The organism is Arthrobacter sp. 179 (assembly GCF_052379645.1).
Classification (GTDB): domain Bacteria; phylum Actinomycetota; class Actinomycetes; order Actinomycetales; family Micrococcaceae; genus Arthrobacter_H.
This window is the reverse complement of record NZ_JBQSYU010000001.1, coordinates 299,276-316,888: the sequence shown is the minus strand read 5'-3', so window position 1 is coordinate 316,888 and position 17,613 is coordinate 299,276. Positions and strand designations below refer to the sequence as shown.

Genomic DNA, 17,613 nt, shown 5'->3' with positions numbered 1-17,613 from the left:
TCTAACCACGACCGAGCGCGCCCGGGAGTTCCCCTGACGGCGTAAGGATCCCGCCGTCGTCCTACTGGTAGACGTGCGGGGCCAGGGTGCCGATGAAGTCCAGGTTGCGGTACTTCTCATCGAAGTCCAGCCCGTAGCCGACCACGAATTCGTTGGGGATGTCCATGCCGACGTACTTCACGTCGATCTCGACCTTGGCGCCCTCGGGCTTGCGCAGCAGCGTGCAGATCTCCACCGAGGCCGGGCCGCGGGAGTTGAGGTTCGCCTTGAGCCAGGACAGGGTCAGGCCGGAATCGATGATGTCCTCGACGATGAGCACATGCTTGCCCAACAGGTCGGTATCCAGGTCCTTGAGGATCCGGACGACGCCGGAGGACTGGGTTCCCGAACCGTAGGAGGACACGGCCATCCAGTCCATGTTCACGTGGGAGTGCAGGGCCCGCACGAGGTCGGCCATGACCATCACCGCGCCCTTGAGCACGCCGACCACCAGGATGTCGCGACCGGCGTAATCGGCGTCGATCCGGGCGGCCAGCTCGTTGATCTTCTCCTGGATTTCTTCCTTGGTGTATAGAACGTGTGCCAGGTCGGCGGTGACGTCGTTCGAATCCACGAATGGCTCCTGTGATCGGTTGTGCCTGCGCAACGGCTTAAAGGGAGTGCGCCTTAGGGTTCAAGATTGCCACAGCCCGGGCGTCGGTGCAGAACCGGGGCCGGTGATCGCGATGACGGCGCGGGCCGTTTCCGGGTGGGTTCCGCGCCGGTGGCGTCTGGCCCGGGCATGCCCGTCCAATTGGACGGGGCCCGCGGATCGGCCGTCGCCGACCAGTTGCTCCAAGGCCGCCACCCGTTCGAATCCGGGCGCCGGGGCACCACAGTGCACGACGGCGCTGCGCAACACCCGGCCCAGCAACGCCTGGCCGAGCCCCCGCAACAGCGTCAGGTCCAGCAGCACGCTGGCCGGGTCGCGGCAGGGCAGCCGGAGCCGGGCGAGGGCCTCGGCGGCTTCGGCGTCGAGGTGGTCGGCGTCGCGGCGGGCCAGGATCGCGGTGCGGGCCAACGCCTCGGATAGTCCGGGACCCAACGAGTCCTCGAGCAGGGGCAGCAGTTCGTGCCGGACGCGGTTGCGCAGCAGCGAGGTGTCGGCATTGCTGGGGTCCACCCAGTACTCGAGGCCTTCATGGGCGCAGATGGCTTCGGTATCGGTGCGGCGCAACCGAAGCAGCGGGCGCAGGTACGGGCCGCGGGAGGCGGGCATCCCGGCCAGTGACCGGGGGCCCGATCCCCGGGCCAGGCCCAGCAGCACCTGTTCCGCCTGGTCGTCGAGGGTATGGCCCAGCAACAGCGCGGAAGCCCCGGTGTCGGCGAGCGCCTGGTCGAAGGCCGCATACCTGGCCCGGCGGGCGTCGGCTTCGGAGGACCCCTCGGGGGCGACCCTGCGCACCAGGACCGGTTCGAGTCCCAGCCCCCGCAGCTGGGTTGCCGCCGTCTCGGCGACGTCGGCGCTTCCGGATTGGAGCCCGTGGTCCACGATGACCGCCCCCGCACGCAGCTGCTGTTTGCCGACCAGGAAGGCGGCGGCCGCCGCCAGGGCCAGGGAGTCGGCTCCGCCGCTGCAGCCGATGAGCACGAACGCCGGAGGTCGCTGGGGGTCGGGGGATCCCACGCTGTCCAGGATCGCCCGGCGGGCCCTGGCCAGGGCCGGGGGAAGATGGCCTCCCACGGCTACCCTGCCGTGCTGGGGACCACGCGCTCGATCCACTCCCGGGGATGGTGGATCTCGTGTTCGGTGGGCAGGTTCCCGGCGTGCTCCCAGACGAGGTTGAACCCCTCCATCCCGACCTGGTCGACCACGGCCCCCACGAAGCGCTGCCCGTCCCGGTACTGGCGCATCTTGGCCTCCAGGCCCAGGAACCTGCGCATCCACGTCTCGATCGCCCCGCGGTTGCCGCCGCGGGCGTTGAAGCGTTGACGGATGGTCTTCACGCTGGGCACGATCGAGGAATCCACCGCGTCCATCACGACATTGGCGTGGCCCTCCAGCAGGGACATGACCGCGGTGAGGTGGCTCATCAGGGCCCGCCCCTCGGGATCCTGCAGCGCCGAGAGCAGCCCGGCCGAGGACTGCGGTCCCGCCGGGGCCCCCGCCGTCGTCCCCGCGTCCTGGCCCTTGCGGCCCAGCGAGGACATCGCGTCCTGTCCGGCGGCCTTGAGCCGTTCGGCCAGACCACCGGGTGAGTCCATGAGTGAGCCGGTCATTTCGGCGATGGTCTCCTGCAGGTGGGCCCGCAACCAGGGGGCGGCGGCGAACTGGACGCGGTGCGTCTGTTCGTGCAGGCACACCCAGAGCCGGAAATCCGCGGGGTCGACCTTGAGTTCACGTTCGATCTCCACGATGTTCGGGGCCACGATGAGCAACCGTCCGCCGGAGGGTCCCCCGCCGAGCAGCCCGGCGAACGGATCGTATTGGCCCAGCACCTTGGAGGCGAGGAAGGCCAGGATGCCGCCGAGTTCGACGCCTGCGGTGCGACCGCCGACGGCGATGGCCGCCGGTGACATCCTGCCTTCCTGGGAGGCCAGCAGGCGTTCCATGGCCGGGGCCAGCAGCCCTTCGAAGCTCTGTACATTGGCCCGCGCCCAGGTCCCGCGATCCACGACCAGCACGGTGGAGTCGCGCAGGTCACGGGCGGCCTCGAGCCCGGTGATCCGGTGGACGTGTTCCACGGAGGCGTCGGCCTTCACCCGCAGGTCCTCCACCACCGTGTCGATCTGCCCGGAGTCCAGCTTCGGGCCGGGGCGGGCCAGGCGTTCGGCCGTGGTCCCGGCGGCGTCCCAGTTGATGAGCTGCGTGTTCGTGGCGGAAGTTCCCATGCGTCCCATCTCACCACGGGCGGACCCACGCTGTCCGTCATTTCGTTTCAGGCGTAGCCACGGCCGCCGGCCGGCGTCCCGGGCGGGCAGGTGCTCAGGTGGTGCACCCGCAGCCGGCCAGCACCCCGGCCGCCCGGTCCAGCCCGTCCCGTGCCGGACCCAGCCCGCCGTCGAATCCGTGGCCGAAGAAGGCGAAGACCAGGACCCGCCCGTCGGCGGTGACGACGGTCCCGCCCAGGGTGGCGATCCCGGTCAGCGTGCCGGTCTTGGCGCGGATCTGCCCGCGGGTCGCCTTCGAGGTCAACCGGTCCTCCAACGTCCCGGTGGCCCCGGAGATCGGCAACAGGTAGGACACGTCGCGCAGATCCGGGTCCGTGGACCTCGCGGCGGCACGGATGATGTCGGTGAGCTGGTGGGGGCTCAACCGGTTGCGGTCCGACAGGCCCGAGGCATCGGAAAGGGACAGGCCCTCCACCTCCACGCCCAAGGATTCGGCGGTGGCCCGCAATGTGTCGGTGGCCCCGCCGAAGGTGGCCGCCCGGCCGGCCGCGATGGCCGCGAGCCGGCCCATGGTCTCGGCGACGTAGTTATCCGACTCCTTGCCCATGAAGGCCAGCTGTTCCAGCACCGACGCCGAACGGACCTGCGCCAATTCGGTGGCCCCGGTTCCTGCTTCGCCGCGGACGACCTTCTTGCCGATGCTCAGCTTCGGGGGGCCGGCGGCCGCCGGGGAGGCGCTGGCGGGGTCCTTCTTCTGCTGCGCATCGGCCTTCTTCTGTTCGGCGGCCACCGCCTTGGACAGTGCGGTGCGGAACGTGGTGGCGGCCGTCATCGCCGGATCCGGCACCCGCGCACTCTTGGCCCCGCCGTCCTGGCGGGCCCCGTACATGGCCAGCGGCTGGACCGCGGAGATGTTCGAGGTGGTCATCAACGATTCGTCCCAGACCGGGTTCAGCGCCGCCCCCGTGAACAGGGTGTCATCCACCACGACGTCCAGTTCGGTCTTCTTCCCGGGGGCGATCTTCCCGGAGGAGAACAATGCCGTCGCGGTCTGCCGGGCCAGGGTCGCCAATCCGGCACGGCTGACGGTGGCGTCGGGCTCGGAGCGGCCGGCCCCCAGCAGCACGTCCCCACCCCCGACGAGCACCACCGTGTCATCGGCGCCCAGGACCGCCGTCGTGGGCAGGGTCGTTTCCCCGCCCAACTGTTTCAGGGCGGTGACGGCGGTGAGGATCTTCAGGTTCGACGCCGGGGCGCTGGTCTTGTCTCCCTTGCGGCTGTAGAGGACCTTGCCGGTGGACAGATCGGTGACCTCCGCGGTGAAGCTGCCTCCCGAGGTCTTCTTGAACGCGGCATCCAGCGATTTCTTAAGCACCGCGGCCTCGGGGCGTTCCGCGTCCCCGTCCAGGGGGGCCAGGGCGGTTGCCGTGGCCGGGGCCACGCTGGGCACCGCCGCGGAGGGTTCGGCCGGCGGTTCGGTCGGCGCCGTGGACGAGTTCGGGATCGACGGCAGGTCCACCGCCGAGGCGAGACCGGGGAAGGCGGGCAGCAGGTTCAGCACCAGCACCCCGGCCAGGACTCCCATGACCACGACCAGCAGCAAGGAGGTCAGCGTCCGCAGGGAGCGTTTCATCGGCTTCTTCCTCGAGTAGTGGTTGCCCTTCGCCGCCCTATACTCTGGAGGCAGCAGCTTTAAGCCTAGACGGCGCGCGGCCGTTTCCTGCGTCCGGCCCGCCCCACCGCATGAAAGTCGAGGACCCCATGAACCATGACGTCACCGTCGAGATCCCCACCGGATCCCGCGTCAAGTACGAGATCGACCACGAAACGCACCGTTTGCGGTTGGATCGCGTGCTGTTCACCCCCATGCAATACCCGACCCACTACGGCTACTTCGAGGACACCCTCGGCGAAGACGGCGACCCGCTGGACGCACTGATCTGGATGCCGGGCATCGACCTGGTCCCCGGCGTGCTGGTGGAATCGCGTCCCATCGGCGTCTTCAACATGACCGACGACGGCGGCGGGGACGCCAAGCTGATCTGCGTCCCGGCGGATAAGCGCTACGACCACATCCGCGAACTCGAGGATGTGGACCAGTGGCTGATCCGGGAGATCGAGCACTTCTTCCTGCACTATAAGGACCTGGAACCGGGCAAGTGGGTCAAGGCCGAGGGCTGGGAGGGCCGCGCCGCGGCCGAAGCCGAACTCACCCGTTCCATCGAACGGTTCGCCACCACCGGCCACTAGCAGCCCCTCCGCTGGACCAGCGTGGATCCGGTCGACGGCACGACCGCCGAATCAACCGTCAACGGTTGATCGTCGGGCAGACTGGTGCCATGTTCGTCCTCACCATCAATCAACGCGATTCACGCGAGGTCGGAGACCGGGTCGAGGAGCTGATCGCCTCGCTCGCGCCGATCCCGACGCTGGTGCCCTTCCAACGCTCCTTCGGCGACGAGGCCATCGGCGTCCTGACCACCCCGGAGCACGCCCTCGAGGCGGCGTTGACCGCCTTGCGGCAACACCGGTGGCATGTGGGCATCGGCGTGGGCCCGGTGCAGGCACCGTTTCCCGAGTTGATCGCCGACGCCGAGGGCTTCGGCCTGGTCTATGCCCGGCGAGCCGTGAACCGGGCCCAGAAGACCGGTGAGCGCATTCCCCTGGCCGTCGCCGGCCCCGACTCCGAGGTGGCCTCCGAAGCGGAGGCGGTGGCCCGGCTGGTCGGTCGGATCGTCGCTACCAGGACCGAAGCCGAATGGTCCGTCCTGGATCTGATGATCCCCGGGGTCCGCGGCCAGCAGAAGGCGATCGCCACGGAACTGGGGATCACCGCCCAAGCGGTCTCCAAGGCGGTGGTCCGGTCGAACTGGAACGAGGAGTGGGCCTGCCGTCCGGCGGTGGCCCGGCTGCTGTCGCTCGTGGCGGGGCCCGACCGGCTGCCGGCGGCCACCTACCCCTATGATCCCGGCAGGGAACCGGACCGACCCGCCGCAGGGGCCTAGAGGAGGCTACGCAGCACGTTCGCCAGGCCGTCCTCGTCGACGGTCGTGGTGACCTCGTCGGCGGCCGCCTTGACCTCGTCGGGGGCCTGGCCCATGGCCACTCCCCGTCCGGCCCACCCGAGCATCTCGATGTCGTTGCGCCCGTCCCCGACGGCCACGGTGTGCTGGACCTCGAAACCGAGTTCGCCCCGTAGCGCCTCGATGGCGCTGGCCTTGGTGATGCCTTCGGCGGCGATGTCCAGCCAGGCCGTCCACCCCACGGAGTAGGCGACCCCCTGCAGGCCGATCGTCTGGACGGCTTCGACGAAGTCCTCGGAGGAATCGTCGCTGGAGAAGACGACCAGACGCACCGCGGTGGCTTCCATCATCTGTTCGAACGTCACCGCCTTCGCCCGGACCCCGAAGCTGGCGTCCTGGAAGCGTTCGGTGGCCAGGAAGTCCCCCTGGTCGCTTTCGAGGGCGTACTTGGCGGTCGGCAGGGCGTTCCGCAGCGCCCGCAGGGCCGGCGCCGGGTCGAAGGTCCTGCGGTCGATCACTTCGTAGCCCGGGGACACGGAGGTGTCGATCCGCACGGTGAGGCCGCCGTTGCTGCAGACGGCGTAGCCGGAGGTGATGCCCAGCAGCTGGACGATGGGCAAGGTGGCCCCCAGCGAGCGTCCGGTGGAGACGATCACCTCGTGTCCTGCCGCCACGATGTCGCGGGCGGCTTCCTTCACGGTGTCGGACATGTGCCCGTAGTGGTCCACGAGGGTGCCGTCGACGTCCAGGCACACCATCTTCGGTTGGGTGGTTATTACCCGGTCTTCGATGCCGGTATTCGTAATCATGGTCATGACTCTAGCCAATCATCACCGGCGATGGTTGGATAGGGCCCCATCCGCGGTGTCGGGTGAACATCCGGTGACGATCAGGGAACCTGCGCTCGACGCACCGGTGCCCCCGCCGCGGGGCGGGGGCACCGGTGGCCGGCTGCGCTGCGGGTCAGAGGACCGGCAGGACTTCCATTCCGCCCAGGTAGGGGCGAAGTGCCGCCGGGACGGTGACCGAACCGTCGGCGTTCTGGTGGTGCTCCAGGATCGCCACGATCCACCGGGTGGTGGCCAGGGTGCCGTTCAGCGTGGCCACCGATCGGGTCTTGCCCGGCTTTCCGTCGGCATCGGTGGTGCGCTCACGGATGTTCAGGCGGCGGGCCTGGAACGTGGTGCAGTTCGAGGTGGAGGTCAGCTCACGGTAGTCCTCCTGCGTGGGGACCCAGGCCTCGCAATCGAATTTACGCGCCGCGCTCATGCCCAGATCGCCCGCCGCGGTATCGATGACCCGGTAGGGAAGTTCGACCTTGGCCAGCATCTCCTCCTCCCAGGCCAGCAGCCGCTGGTGTTCGGCGGCCGCCTCCTCGATGGGGCAGTAGATGAACATCTCCAGCTTGTTGAACTGGTGCACCCGGATGATCCCGCGCGTGTCCTTGCCCGCGGAACCGGCTTCACGCCGATAGCAGGTGGACCAGCCGGCGTAGCGGGACGGCCCGGCGGAGAGGTCCAGGATCTCGTCGGCGTGGTAGCCGGCGAGCGCGACCTCCGAGGTGCCGGTCAGGTACAGGTCGTCTCGTTCGAGCCGGTAGATCTCGTCGTCGTGCTCGACGTCGAAGCCGGTGCCTTGCATGGTTTCGGGGCGGACGAGCGTGGGGGTGATCATCGGGATGAAGCCCTGGGCGATGGCCTGGTCCAGCGCCATGTTCATCAGCGCGATCTCCAGCCGGGCCCCGACGCCCTTGAGGAAGTAGAAGCGCGAACCGGAGACCTTGGCCCCCCGTTCCATGTCGATGGCCCCCAGCAGTTCACCCAGCTCCAGGTGGTCGCGCGGGGCGAATCCCTCGGGGCCGAAATCGCGGGGGGTCCCGACGGTCTTGATGACACTGAAATCATCCTCCCCGCCGGCCGGGGCACCCTCCTGGATGAGGTTGGGTACCGACCGCTGCAGGGCCAGCAGCTCCTGGGCCGCGGCGTCGGCGGTCGCCTGTTCTGCTTTGACTCGAGCCGCCAGCTCCTTGACCTCGGCCAGCAGCGCGGTCTTCTCCTCGCCCTTCGCCGCAGCGACCTTCTTCCCGAACGCGTTCTGCTCGGCGCGTAGGTTCTCGAAACTGGTGATCGCGGTGCGGCGGGACGAATCCGCCGCAATGATCCGGTCCACCACTGATTCGTCGGCCCCGCGGAATCGCTGGGAGGCACGGAAGGCTACGGGGTTCTCTACGAGCTCTTTAACATCGATCACCACTACAGGTTACCGAATCCCCGCTATCGTATGGAGCATCATGCCCATCGAGTATCTTTCCCTCCTCCTCGTCATCGTCGCCCTGCTCATCGCCGCGGCCAGCCTGGTCGCCGTGGGCCGGCTCCGGGTCAAGGTCCGGGGCATCGCCTCCACCCCGGTGGTTTCCGAGGCCCTGGCCCTCACCGCCCGCAGCGCCCTGGTGATCAACCCGACCAAGAACAACGCCGATTCGGTCCGGTCGGCCCTCATGCTGGCCTGGGCTTCCACCGGCATGGACGAGCCCCTGGTCCTGGAGACCACTGCGGAGGACCCGGGGTACGGCATGGCCCGGCAGGCCCTGGACGCCGGATGCGATGTGGTCATCGTGGCCGGCGGCGACGGGACCGTCCGGGCGGTCGCCGAGGTGCTGGCCGGAACCGAGGCCTCCCTGGCGATCCTGCCGTTGGGCACCGGGAACCTGTTGGCCCGCAACCTCGGTTTCGATGTCGAGGACATCGGCTCCTGCGTCCACACCGCCCTGCAGGGGCGGACCCGCGGCATCGACGCCGCCCGGATGGAGCTGGAACGGGCGGACGGCACCATCGACACCCATGTCTTCCTGGTCATGGCCGGGGTCGGGACCGACGCCGAGATGATGGCCGACACCCGGGCCGACCTGAAGGCGATGGTCGGCCCGCTGGCCTATGCCGAAGCCGGAATGCGCCATCTGCCGGGCAAACGGCGTCCGGTGACGATCACCCTGGACGACGAGGAACCCATCCACCGGGAGATCCGTTCGCTGATCTTCGCCAACGTCGGCAAGCTGCAGGCGGGACTGGACTTCGTCCCGGATGCCAAGATCGACGACGGGGTCCTGGACCTGGTGGTCATGAGCCCGCGTTCGGCCATGGGCTGGGCGTGGATCGCGGCGAAGACGGCCTTGCGGCACCGCCGGGCGATCCCGGTCATCGAATATTTCCAGGCCCGGCGGATCCACATCGCCTCGCTGGAGGAAATCGGGTCGCAGCTCGACGGGGACACCACCGGGATGATCACCGCCGTGACCGTGACAAACCTGCCGATGGCCTTGAAGGTCAGGGTCCCGACCGTCTGATCCCGGCGGATCGGACCTATTGCGGGGGGGCCAGCAGTTTCCCCACCCAGGCATGCGCCTGCGTGAAGGCCTCATCGGTGTTGTGCCGGGCCGGGGTCGGTGCGGGTCCGCTGACACCGTTGGCGTTGGCGTAGGAGCCGAGGAAGCGGATCTGCGGGCTGATCCGGTGCAGGCCCGCCAAGGCGTCCGCCACCCGGGCCTCGGAAAGGTGGCCTTCGACGTCGATGGAGAAGAAGTAGGACCCCAGCCCCTCCCCCGTGGGACGGGATTCGATGCGGCTCAAGTTGACCCCGCGGGCGGCGAATTGGCCGAGGATCTCCATCAGGGCCCCCGGATGGTCCTCGGGCAGCGGGATGACCACCGTCGTCTTGTCGTTGCCGCTGGGCTCCGGGACCGGCCCGGGCCGGGTGACCAGCACGAACCGGGTGACGGCGCCGGTGTTGTCCTCGACGCCGCGGTGCATCAATTTCAGGTCGTTCTGTTCCAGCACCAGCGGCGAGCAGATCGCCGCGTCGTACCGGCAGTCCGGATCAAGCAGCCCCAACGCCCCGGCCGCCGTGGAGGAGGCCGGCACGAATTCGGCGTCGGGCAGATGCTCCTGGACCCAGCCACGGCATTGGGCGATGGCGTGCCCATGCGTGGACACGGTGTGGATCTGATCCAGCGAGGTGATGCCTTCCCGGGCGACCAGATCGAAGCTGATGGGCACCAGGACCTCGCGCACGATCTGCAGGGCGCCCCCGCCGGCGATGGCATCCAGGGTCGCCGAGACGCCTCCTTCGACGGAGTTCTCGATGGGCACCATGGCAGCATCTGAGGCCCCGTCCCTGACGCGTTGCAGGGCCAGGTTCACACTCGTGGAGGAGACCCGCCGCCCGTCCCGGACCCCGGGGACCTGCAGGAGCGCCTGCTCGGTGAAGGTCCCCGCAGGGCCCAGGTAGGTATAGTTCATCGGACGGTGGGATCCTGGCCGTTCTCGCTCTTCATCGGCAGACCCGCCTCGAGCCAGGCACCACTGCCGCCGGCGATGTTCAGGGCCGAATACCCCTGCCCGACGAGCCACCCGGCAATCTGGGCCGAACGCCCCCCGGTGCGGCAGATGACATAGGTGTCCTCGTCCGGATCCAGTTCCTCCAGGCGCTGCGGGATCTCACCCATGGGGATGTGCACGGCCCCCGCCGCGTGGCCCTCCGCCCATTCGTAGTCTTCACGGACGTCCAGGACCTTGGCCCCGGCCGGAACGCCGGCGACTTCCACGGTTTCGAACTCGCTCATCGTTAATCCTTTCAACGGTTTCCTGCGTCGATCCCCAGCCTATAGTGGGGAGGGACCGCCACCCCGAATCATGAAGGGCTGATATGGATCCGAATGCCGGAATGACGGCACTTGACGGCGTGGGATGGACGGTGACGGTCCTGCTCGGTGCCCTCTTCCTGATCCTCCAGGCGTGGATCGTCGCGGGGGTCTCCCGCAGGGTCCTGGGGGTCCCCGTGGGCTGGCCCCGCTCCATTGCGGTGGGCCTGCTCATGTCCGTGGGCCTCAGTTTCGTGGTGCGCTACCTTTTCCGGGCGGCCTACGTCCCCGACGACACCCAGTTGCAGGTCTCTCCCGTGGTCGCCCTGATGTTCGCCGCGCTGGCCCTGATCTGGATCTTCGCCCTGGGCGTCGCCCTGCTGATGGTCCTGGAAATCACCTTTCCCACCGGGACCCTGCCCTCCCCCATCCGCTTGTTCACCGGGTGGAGGACCCGCAGGTCGCAGAGCGCCCGCTATGTCCAGGTGATGCGGATCGCCGTGCGGCATGGCTTGCTCGCCCAGGCCCGCGGCCTGAACCGCCGTCACGCCGATGCCCGGCAGGAACAGACCGCACGCTCGCTGCGCGAGGCGTTGAATGAGGCCGGGGTGACGTTCGTCAAGCTCGGGCAAATGCTCTCCACCCGGCGCGACCTGCTCTCCGAGCCCTATATCCGAGAACTGTCCCATCTGCAGACCCAAGCCACCCCCGAGCCCTGGCCGGTGGTGGAAGCCGCGATGGCCCGGAGCCTGGGCCGTTCACCCGAGGAGGCTTTCGCCACGATCGAGCACGAACCCCTGGCCTCCGCGTCCGTCGCGCAGGTCCACCGGGCGACCCTGCACGACGGGACCGCGGTGGTCATCAAGGTCCAGCGCCCTTCCGCACTCGTGCAGGTCGAACGCGACCGCGCCATCGTGGTGCAGATCGCCGACTGGCTGGGCCGCTCGGCCCCGTGGGCCCGCCGCTTGGGCGTGGCCTCCCTGGCCCGGGGCTTCTCCGAATCGTTGAGCGAGGAATTGAACTACCGCATCGAGGCGGAGAACATGTTGGCCATCGAGACCTCCTTGCGGGGCTTCCGGATCACCGTCCCCCGGGTGCACACCGAATTCAGCGGCCCCCGGCTGCTGGTGATGGATGAGCTCGACGGACACCCGGTGGGCTCGGCCGAGGCGACCTTGGCCACGATGGAACCCGGACGGCGCCGGGCCCTGGCCGAGGAGCTGCTCAACGCCACCCTGCATCAGATCTCCGGCGACGGTGTCTTCCACGCCGACCTGCACCCGGGAAACATCTTCATCACCGGCGACGGCGGACTCGCCCTGCTGGACTTCGGGGCAGTGGGGCGGTTGGACCCGGCCAGCCAACAGTCCTTGAACCTGCTGCTGTTCGCCATCGACAAGAACGACAACCAGTTGGCCACCGATGCCCTGCTGGGGCTGCTGGACCGGCCCGAGGATTTCGACGAACGCGGTTTCGAACGCGCACTGGGCCAGCTGCTGGTGCGGTACCGCCACGGGTTCGGCGGCCAGGGCGGCTCGGAGATGTTCACCGCGTTGTTCTCGCTGATCGTCCGCAACGGCTTCTCCGTGCCCACCCAGGTCGCGGCGGCACTGCGGGCGTTGGGGGCCTTGGAGGGGACCCTGATGCTGATCGAACCCGGTCTGAACGTGGTCGCCGCCGCGCGGGAAGCCGGCCGGAAGATCATCGGCTCCCATTTCAGTCCCGGATCCTTGCGCGATCAGCTCGAGATCCAGGCCATGTCCTTGCTGCCGACGCTGCGCGAGTGGCCCCGGCGGCTCAATAAGATCACCGAGGACGTCGAAGAGGGGCGTTTGTCGGTGAACGTGCGCGTGCTCGCCCACCCGGCCGACCGCGGGTTCCTGAACCGGCTGGTCCAACAGGTGGTCGTGGCCCTGCTGGCCGGCGCCGCGACCCTGGCGGCGATCGTCCTGATCACCACCGAATCCGGGCCCTTCCTGACCGAAAGCATCAGGATGCACGCGTTCTTCGGCTACATCCTGCTGTTCATGGGCTTCATCCTGGCCCTGCGCTCGGTGGTGCTGGTCTTCCAGCGCGACCGAGACGACGAATACGACTCCCGGAAGGCGAACCGATGACCCACCCCGATGCTCCAGGCACCGAACTGCACGATCTCACCGCCGTCGAACTGGGCCGTCTGCTCACCAGCGGGGAACTCTCGGCCCGGCAGGCGGCCGAACACTTCCTGTCCCGGATCGAGGAGGCCAATCCCCGGCTGGGCAGTTTCATCACCATCACCGCCGAGCAGGCGCTGGACGCCGCCGATGCCGCCGATGCCGAGGGCGTGCGGGCCCGCGGCGAAGGCCGGGCCCTCCCGCCTTTGCACGGGATGCCGGTGGCCTATAAGGACCTCTGGGACGTGGAGGGCACCCCCACGACCTTCGGCAGCGCGGCGGTGCCCTCATCCCCCGCGACCCAGGACAGTCCGCTGGTCGCCCGGCTGCGCACCGACGGGGCACTGTCCCTGGGCAAGACGCAAATCCCCGAATTCGGCTTGAATTGCTATTCGGAGAACCTCATCGCCGCCCCGGCCCGCAACCCGCTGGATCCGACCCGCTCCGCCGGCGGGTCCTCGGGGGGCAGTGCCGCCGCCGTCGCCGCGCGGCTGCTGCCATTCGCCCCGGGGAACGACGGCGGGGGTTCGGTCCGCATCCCGGCATCGGCCTGCGGGCTCATCGGACTGAAACCGGGGCTGGGCACCATCGCCTCCGATCTGGCCAACGGCCGGGTCGACCGGTTCGGGGCACCACGGTTCGTGGTGTCCGGCCCGCTGGCCCGCAGCGCCGAGGACGCCGGACTACTCATGGATTCGCTGACCGGGTCCACCGGCTACCGCGAGGCCGCCCGGCGCGCCGAACCGGCCCACGGGCGGGCCCTGCGGATCGGGGTGAGCCGCTCCTCGCCCTTCGACCGCCGCTACGAGGTCGCACTGGATCCCGAAGCCGAGACGGCCTTCCAGGCGGGGATCTCGAAGCTCGAGGCCGCCGGGCACCGGGTCGAGGAGGCGGACATCCGCTACGACAACCGCTTCCCCGAGGCCTTCCAAGCCATCTGGACCGCCGGACTGGCCGAATCAGACCTCCCCGAGGCCGCGGCCCCGGTACTGACCGAACTCACCCGCACCTTCCGCGCCCGGGCGATCGGACGCAGTGATGCGGATAAATACGCCGCAGCGGCCATCCTGGTCCGGATCGCCGAGGACTGCCGGGCCCAATGGGGGCACTACGACGCCGTCCTGACCCCGGCCATGGCCCTGACCCCGCGGCCGATCGGATGGTTCACCACCCACGACGCCGACCTCGATTACGAGCTGCAGTGCCGCTACACCCCCTACACGTCGATCGTGAACGTCGCCGGGGTCCCGGCCCTGACGGTCCCCACCTCCCGGACGGCCTCGGGACTCTCGATGGGCGTCCAGCTGATCGGCGCGCACGGGTCGGAGGCCGACCTGCTGGCCCTCGGGGCCCGGATCATGACCACGTGATCAAACCGTGACCTGGTTCACATAACTAGGCGTTTCAGCCCACACAGGCGCAAAATATTGAAAATGACCACTCAATCTCCGCAGGAAACGGCCGAAAAGACCTTCTTCGGCCACCCACGGATGCTGTTCAACCTCTTCAGCGTCGAAATGTGGGAACGCTTCTCGTTCTACGGGATGCAAGGCATCCTGGCCTACTACATGTATTTCGAGGTCTCCAAGGGCGGCTTGGGACTGGATCAGGGGCTGTCCCTGAGCCTGGTCGGCGCCTACGGCGGCACCGTCTACCTCAGCACCATCTTCGGGGCCTGGATCGCCGACCGACTCCTGGGCTCCGAGAAGGTGCTGTTCTACACCGGCATCATGATCATGCTCGGGCACATCGCCCTGGCGGCCCTGCCCGGCGTCGTCGGGTTGACCATCGGCCTGCTGCTGGTGGCCCTGGGTTCGGGTGGGTTGAAGGCCACCGCCAGTTCGCTGGTCGGTTCGCTGTACACGGAGAAGGACCCCCGCCGCGATGCCGGCTTCTCGATCTTCTACATGGGTGTGAACATCGGCGCCCTGGTCGGGCCACTGCTCACCGGGTTGCTGCAGACCCGCCTGGGCTTCCACTACGGCTTCGGTCTCGCCGCCATCGGCATGGCACTGGGCCTGGCCATCTACGCCTTCGGCCGCAAGAACCTGCCCGAGGAAACCCACCATGTGACCGACCCGCTGCCGCCCAAGCAGCGCCTGCGCTACGGGATCGGCGCCGTCATCGGACTGGCGGTCATCATCGTCCTGCTGACCACCGGCCTGGTGCATGCGGACAACCTGGCCACCATGATCGCCATCATCGTCGTGGCAGCGAGCATCATCTACTTCGTGGTGATCCTGTCCTCGAAGAACGTCAATGAGATCGAACGGCGCCGGGTGACCGCGTTCATCCCGCTCTACATCGCCTCGGCGGCCTTCTGGGCCCTGTTCCAGCAGCAGTTCACCTTCATTGCCGTCTATTCCGAGGAACGGCTTGACCGCAACCTCTTCGGTTGGACCATGCCTCCGAGCTGGACGCAGTCGATCAACCCGGTCTTCATCATCGTCTTCGCCGCGGTCTTCGCCGGAATCTGGACGAAGATGGGTGACAAGCAACCCTCGACGGCGTTGAAGTTCAGTGGCGCGCTGATCATCATGGGCATAGCGTTCCTGGTCTTCATCCCCCTGAACTCGTTGGAGAAGACCCCCCTGCTCGCCCTGGCCGGGATCCTCTTCCTGTTCACCATGGCCGAACTGCTGCTCAGCCCCATCGGACTGTCGGTGGCCACCAAGCTGGCACCGGTCGTGTTCACCACCCAGATGGTGGCCCTGTTCTACCTCTCGGTCTCCCTGGGCACCACCCTGGCGGGCATCCTGGCCGGCTTCTACACCAAGGGCAACGAGATTCCGTACTTCCTGACCCTCGGAGTCACCGCCATCGTGCTGGGCGTGGCCCTGATGCTCGCGGTCAAGCCGATCAAGAAGCTGATGTCCGGCGTGAAGTAGCCGACGCACACCCCTGCCGGCGGCCCCACCGCCTTGGCCCCGAGCCCCGGCCCCGGATTCATTTCCGCGGGCCGGGGCTTTTCCGTGGTTCATCTGGTTAGCTGTATCCATGGCCGAAACCCGAGCGGGAACCACCGCGCTGCCCCAGGACCTGATCGACGTCGATGCCGTGCGGTCGGCCTACTTCGACCGGATTCCCGATCCGCAAGATCCCGCCCAGCGGGTGGCCTTCGGCACCTCCGGCCACCGCGGCCGGTCGTTGGAGGGTTCCTTCAACGAACGCCACATCCTGGCCATCACCCAGGCCATCGTCGAGTACCGCGCCTCCCAGGGCATCTCCGGTCCGTTGTTCCTGGGCAAGGACACCCATGCCCTCTCGGATCCCGCCCAGGACACCGCAGTGGAGGTCCTGGTCGCCAATGACGTGGACGTCCGGGTCGACGCACGGGGCCGGTGGACGCCCACCCCGGCGCTGAGCCATGCGATCCTCACCCACAACCGGCTCTTGTCCGGCGGGACCGGACGCGCCGACGGGATCGTCATCACCCCCTCGCATAACCCGCCCACCGACGGCGGGTTCAAATACAACCCACCGCACGGCGGACCCGCCGATTCGGAGGCCACCTCCTGGATCGCCGGACGCGCCAACGAGCTGTTGGCTTCGAACCTGTCGGGGGTCAAGCGGATCCCGCTGGCCAGGACCCGCGGGGCGGCGAACCTGGGGGCCCACGACTTCATGGCCGCCTACGTGGACGCGCTACCTTCCGTGCTGGACCTGGAAGCCATCCGCGGCGCCGGCGTACGCATCGGCGCCGATCCGATGGGCGGGGCCTCGGTCGACTACTGGGGGGCCATCGCCGAACGCCACCGGCTGGACCTGACGGTGATCAACCCAGCAGTCGATCCTCGCTGGGCCTTCATGACCCTGGACTGGGATGAGAAGATCCGCATGGACTGCTCCTCCCCCTTCGCCATGGCCGGGCTCATCTCGGCGGTACGCGACGGCGGCGCCGACTTCGACATCGCCACCGGCAACGACGCCGACGCCGACCGCCACGGCATCGTGACCCCCGATGCGGGTCTGATGAACCCGAACCATTTCCTCGCGGTGGCCATCGACTACCTGTACCGGAACCGCCCGCAGTGGCCGGCCGGGGCCGGAGTCGGCAAGACCCTGGTCAGCTCCTCGATGATCGACCGGGTGGCCGCCTCCCTCGGCCGCGAACTGGTCGAGGTGCCGGTGGGCTTCAAATGGTTCGTTCCGGGCCTGCTGGACGGAACCGGGGTCTTCGGCGGCGAGGAATCCGCCGGAGCGAGCTTCGTGCGCTTCGACGGGTCGCCGTGGACCACCGACAAGGACGGGATCCTGCTGGGGTTGCTCGCCTCCGAGATCCAGGCCGTGACCGGCTCCTCGCCCAGCACGCACTACCGGCGGCTGACTGAGGCCTTCGGTGCGCCGTCGTATGCACGCATCGACGCACCGGCCACCCGCGAACAGAAGACGGCCCTGGGCCGCCTGTCCGCCGCCGATGTCACCGCCGACACCCTCGCCGGGGAACCGATCACCGCCCGGCTGACCGAGGCTCCGGGAAACGATGCGGCCATCGGCGGGCTGAAGGTCACCACCGAGAACGCCTGGTTCGCCGCCCGCCCCTCGGGCACCGAGGATGTCTACAAGATCTATGCCGAGTCCTTCACCGGAGATGATCACCTGCATCAGGTCCAACGGGAGGCGAAGGCCCTGGTCGACGCGATCATCGGTTCGGCCTCTTGACCGTCGAAATGATGAAAACCACTCGTTTGCGGAGATTTTGACAACCCCTTCCGTTACAATGCCATAACTTCGCTCCATCCCTTGTCCCACAAGGGATGCACTTGACCAACGGGTCGGTGTAAGCCCGGTCAAAGGCTGGTTTTCGGCTGCAGGCGAACATCCTCTTGTTAGCGTTAAGGCTGAAAGCCAATTACTCGCCCTTTCATCTCGACCCGTGGGACACCGCCGTTGAAGGCACCCGCGGGATTAGCTGTCGGGGCGGGTCGCC

At 68.3% G+C, this 17,613-nt stretch carries 15 protein-coding genes; 7 read left to right on the top strand and 8 right to left on the bottom strand.

From position 1 onward, the window contains the following. Positions 1-61 precede the first annotated feature (61 nt). The 4 genes from hpt to dacB all read right to left on the bottom strand — a co-directional run bounded on the left by hpt (position 62) and on the right by dacB (position 4,504). On the bottom strand, positions 62-613 hold the full coding sequence (hpt, locus tag ACT3UE_RS01585; protein WP_444555190.1) for a hypoxanthine phosphoribosyltransferase: 552 nt from the start codon (positions 611-613) through the stop codon (positions 62-64). A 60-nt stretch (positions 614-673) separates the two neighbouring features. Next, entirely contained in the window at positions 674-1,723 is a 1,050-nt protein-coding gene (tilS, locus tag ACT3UE_RS01580) for a tRNA lysidine(34) synthetase TilS (RefSeq protein WP_444555191.1), read from the bottom strand. A gap of 2 nt (positions 1,724-1,725) precedes the next feature. After that, complete coding sequence (locus ACT3UE_RS01575; RefSeq protein WP_444555192.1) at positions 1,726-2,871, bottom strand: zinc-dependent metalloprotease; 1,146 nt, start codon at positions 2,869-2,871, stop codon at positions 1,726-1,728. Between the two features lie 94 nt (positions 2,872-2,965). After that, positions 2,966-4,504 carry a D-alanyl-D-alanine carboxypeptidase/D-alanyl-D-alanine endopeptidase gene (dacB, locus tag ACT3UE_RS01570; protein ID WP_444555193.1) on the bottom strand — a complete coding sequence of 513 codons (1,539 nt, stop codon included), beginning with the start codon at positions 4,502-4,504 and terminating at the stop codon, positions 2,966-2,968. A gap of 128 nt (positions 4,505-4,632) precedes the next feature. Here dacB and ACT3UE_RS01565 point away from each other — a divergent pair, with 128 nt between their 5' ends. Then, a complete protein-coding gene (locus ACT3UE_RS01565; protein ID WP_444555194.1) occupies positions 4,633-5,121 on the top strand; it encodes an inorganic diphosphatase in 489 nt (162 codons plus the stop codon). Between the two features lie 89 nt (positions 5,122-5,210). Beyond that, positions 5,211-5,876, top strand: coding sequence for a hypothetical protein (locus ACT3UE_RS01560; RefSeq protein WP_444555195.1), 666 nt, complete (start codon positions 5,211-5,213; stop codon positions 5,874-5,876). On the opposite strand, the gene ACT3UE_RS01555 is transcribed toward ACT3UE_RS01560, so the two are convergent. Next, on the bottom strand, positions 5,873-6,709 hold the full coding sequence (locus tag ACT3UE_RS01555; protein ID WP_444555196.1) for an HAD family hydrolase: 837 nt from the start codon (positions 6,707-6,709) through the stop codon (positions 5,873-5,875). The genes ACT3UE_RS01560 and ACT3UE_RS01555 overlap by 4 nt on opposite strands. A 148-nt stretch (positions 6,710-6,857) precedes the next feature. Next, a complete protein-coding gene (serS, locus tag ACT3UE_RS01550; protein WP_444555197.1) occupies positions 6,858-8,144 on the bottom strand; it encodes a serine--tRNA ligase in 1,287 nt (428 codons plus the stop codon). A gap of 40 nt (positions 8,145-8,184) precedes the next feature. Between serS and ACT3UE_RS01545 the strand changes: the two genes are divergently transcribed. Then, positions 8,185-9,237, top strand: a complete 1,053-nt coding sequence (locus ACT3UE_RS01545) for a diacylglycerol/lipid kinase family protein (protein ID WP_444566112.1) — start codon at positions 8,185-8,187, stop codon at positions 9,235-9,237. A gap of 16 nt (positions 9,238-9,253) precedes the next feature. Here the strand turns inward: ACT3UE_RS01545 and pheA are convergent, their stop codons facing one another. Both pheA and ACT3UE_RS01535 read right to left on the bottom strand, forming a co-directional pair. Then, the gene (pheA, locus tag ACT3UE_RS01540) at positions 9,254-10,189 is read right to left on the bottom strand and encodes a prephenate dehydratase (RefSeq protein ID WP_444555199.1); all 936 of its coding nucleotides are present in this window, start codon (positions 10,187-10,189) and stop codon (positions 9,254-9,256) included. Continuing rightward, positions 10,186-10,512, bottom strand: a complete 327-nt coding sequence (locus tag ACT3UE_RS01535; RefSeq protein ID WP_444555200.1) for a rhodanese-like domain-containing protein — start codon at positions 10,510-10,512, stop codon at positions 10,186-10,188. Before ACT3UE_RS01535 ends, pheA begins: the two co-directional genes overlap by 4 nt. A 101-nt stretch (positions 10,513-10,613) precedes the next feature. Here ACT3UE_RS01535 and ACT3UE_RS01530 point away from each other — a divergent pair, with 101 nt between their 5' ends. The 4 genes from ACT3UE_RS01530 (at position 10,614) to pgm (ending at position 17,345) form a co-directional block, all read left to right on the top strand. Beyond that, a complete protein-coding gene (locus ACT3UE_RS01530) occupies positions 10,614-12,647 on the top strand; it encodes an ABC1 kinase family protein (protein ID WP_444555201.1) in 2,034 nt (677 codons plus the stop codon). Further along, a complete protein-coding gene (locus tag ACT3UE_RS01525; RefSeq protein WP_444555202.1) occupies positions 12,644-14,053 on the top strand; it encodes an amidase in 1,410 nt (469 codons plus the stop codon). The genes ACT3UE_RS01530 and ACT3UE_RS01525 overlap by 4 nt, the downstream gene beginning before the upstream one ends. A gap of 63 nt (positions 14,054-14,116) precedes the next feature. Then, positions 14,117-15,571 (top strand): peptide MFS transporter, encoded by a 1,455-nt coding sequence (locus ACT3UE_RS01520; protein ID WP_444555203.1) that lies wholly within the window; start codon positions 14,117-14,119, stop codon positions 15,569-15,571. A 109-nt stretch (positions 15,572-15,680) separates the two neighbouring features. Beyond that, complete coding sequence (pgm, locus tag ACT3UE_RS01515; RefSeq protein ID WP_444561835.1) at positions 15,681-17,345, top strand: phosphoglucomutase (alpha-D-glucose-1,6-bisphosphate-dependent); 1,665 nt, start codon at positions 15,681-15,683, stop codon at positions 17,343-17,345. Positions 17,346-17,613: the final 268 nt, after the last annotated feature.

Coding starts and splice junctions, on each gene's coding strand:
- ACT3UE_RS01575 (WP_444555192.1), bottom strand. CDS start 2,871: ATGGGAACTTCCGCCACGAACACGCAGCTCATCAACTGGGACGCCGCC.
- dacB (WP_444555193.1), bottom strand. CDS start 4,504: ATGAAACGCTCCCTGCGGACGCTGACCTCCTTGCTGCTGGTCGTGGTC.
- ACT3UE_RS01565 (WP_444555194.1), top strand. CDS start 4,633: ATGAACCATGACGTCACCGTCGAGATCCCCACCGGATCCCGCGTCAAG.
- ACT3UE_RS01560 (WP_444555195.1), top strand. CDS start 5,211: ATGTTCGTCCTCACCATCAATCAACGCGATTCACGCGAGGTCGGAGAC.
- ACT3UE_RS01555 (WP_444555196.1), bottom strand. CDS start 6,709: ATGACCATGATTACGAATACCGGCATCGAAGACCGGGTAATAACCACC.
- ACT3UE_RS01545 (WP_444566112.1), top strand. CDS start 8,185: ATGCCCATCGAGTATCTTTCCCTCCTCCTCGTCATCGTCGCCCTGCTC.
- pheA (WP_444555199.1), bottom strand. CDS start 10,189: ATGAACTATACCTACCTGGGCCCTGCGGGGACCTTCACCGAGCAGGCG.
- ACT3UE_RS01535 (WP_444555200.1), bottom strand. CDS start 10,512: ATGAGCGAGTTCGAAACCGTGGAAGTCGCCGGCGTTCCGGCCGGGGCC.
- ACT3UE_RS01530 (WP_444555201.1), top strand. CDS start 10,614: ATGACGGCACTTGACGGCGTGGGATGGACGGTGACGGTCCTGCTCGGT.
- ACT3UE_RS01525 (WP_444555202.1), top strand. CDS start 12,644: ATGACCCACCCCGATGCTCCAGGCACCGAACTGCACGATCTCACCGCC.
- ACT3UE_RS01520 (WP_444555203.1), top strand. CDS start 14,117: ATGACCACTCAATCTCCGCAGGAAACGGCCGAAAAGACCTTCTTCGGC.
- pgm (WP_444561835.1), top strand. CDS start 15,681: ATGGCCGAAACCCGAGCGGGAACCACCGCGCTGCCCCAGGACCTGATC.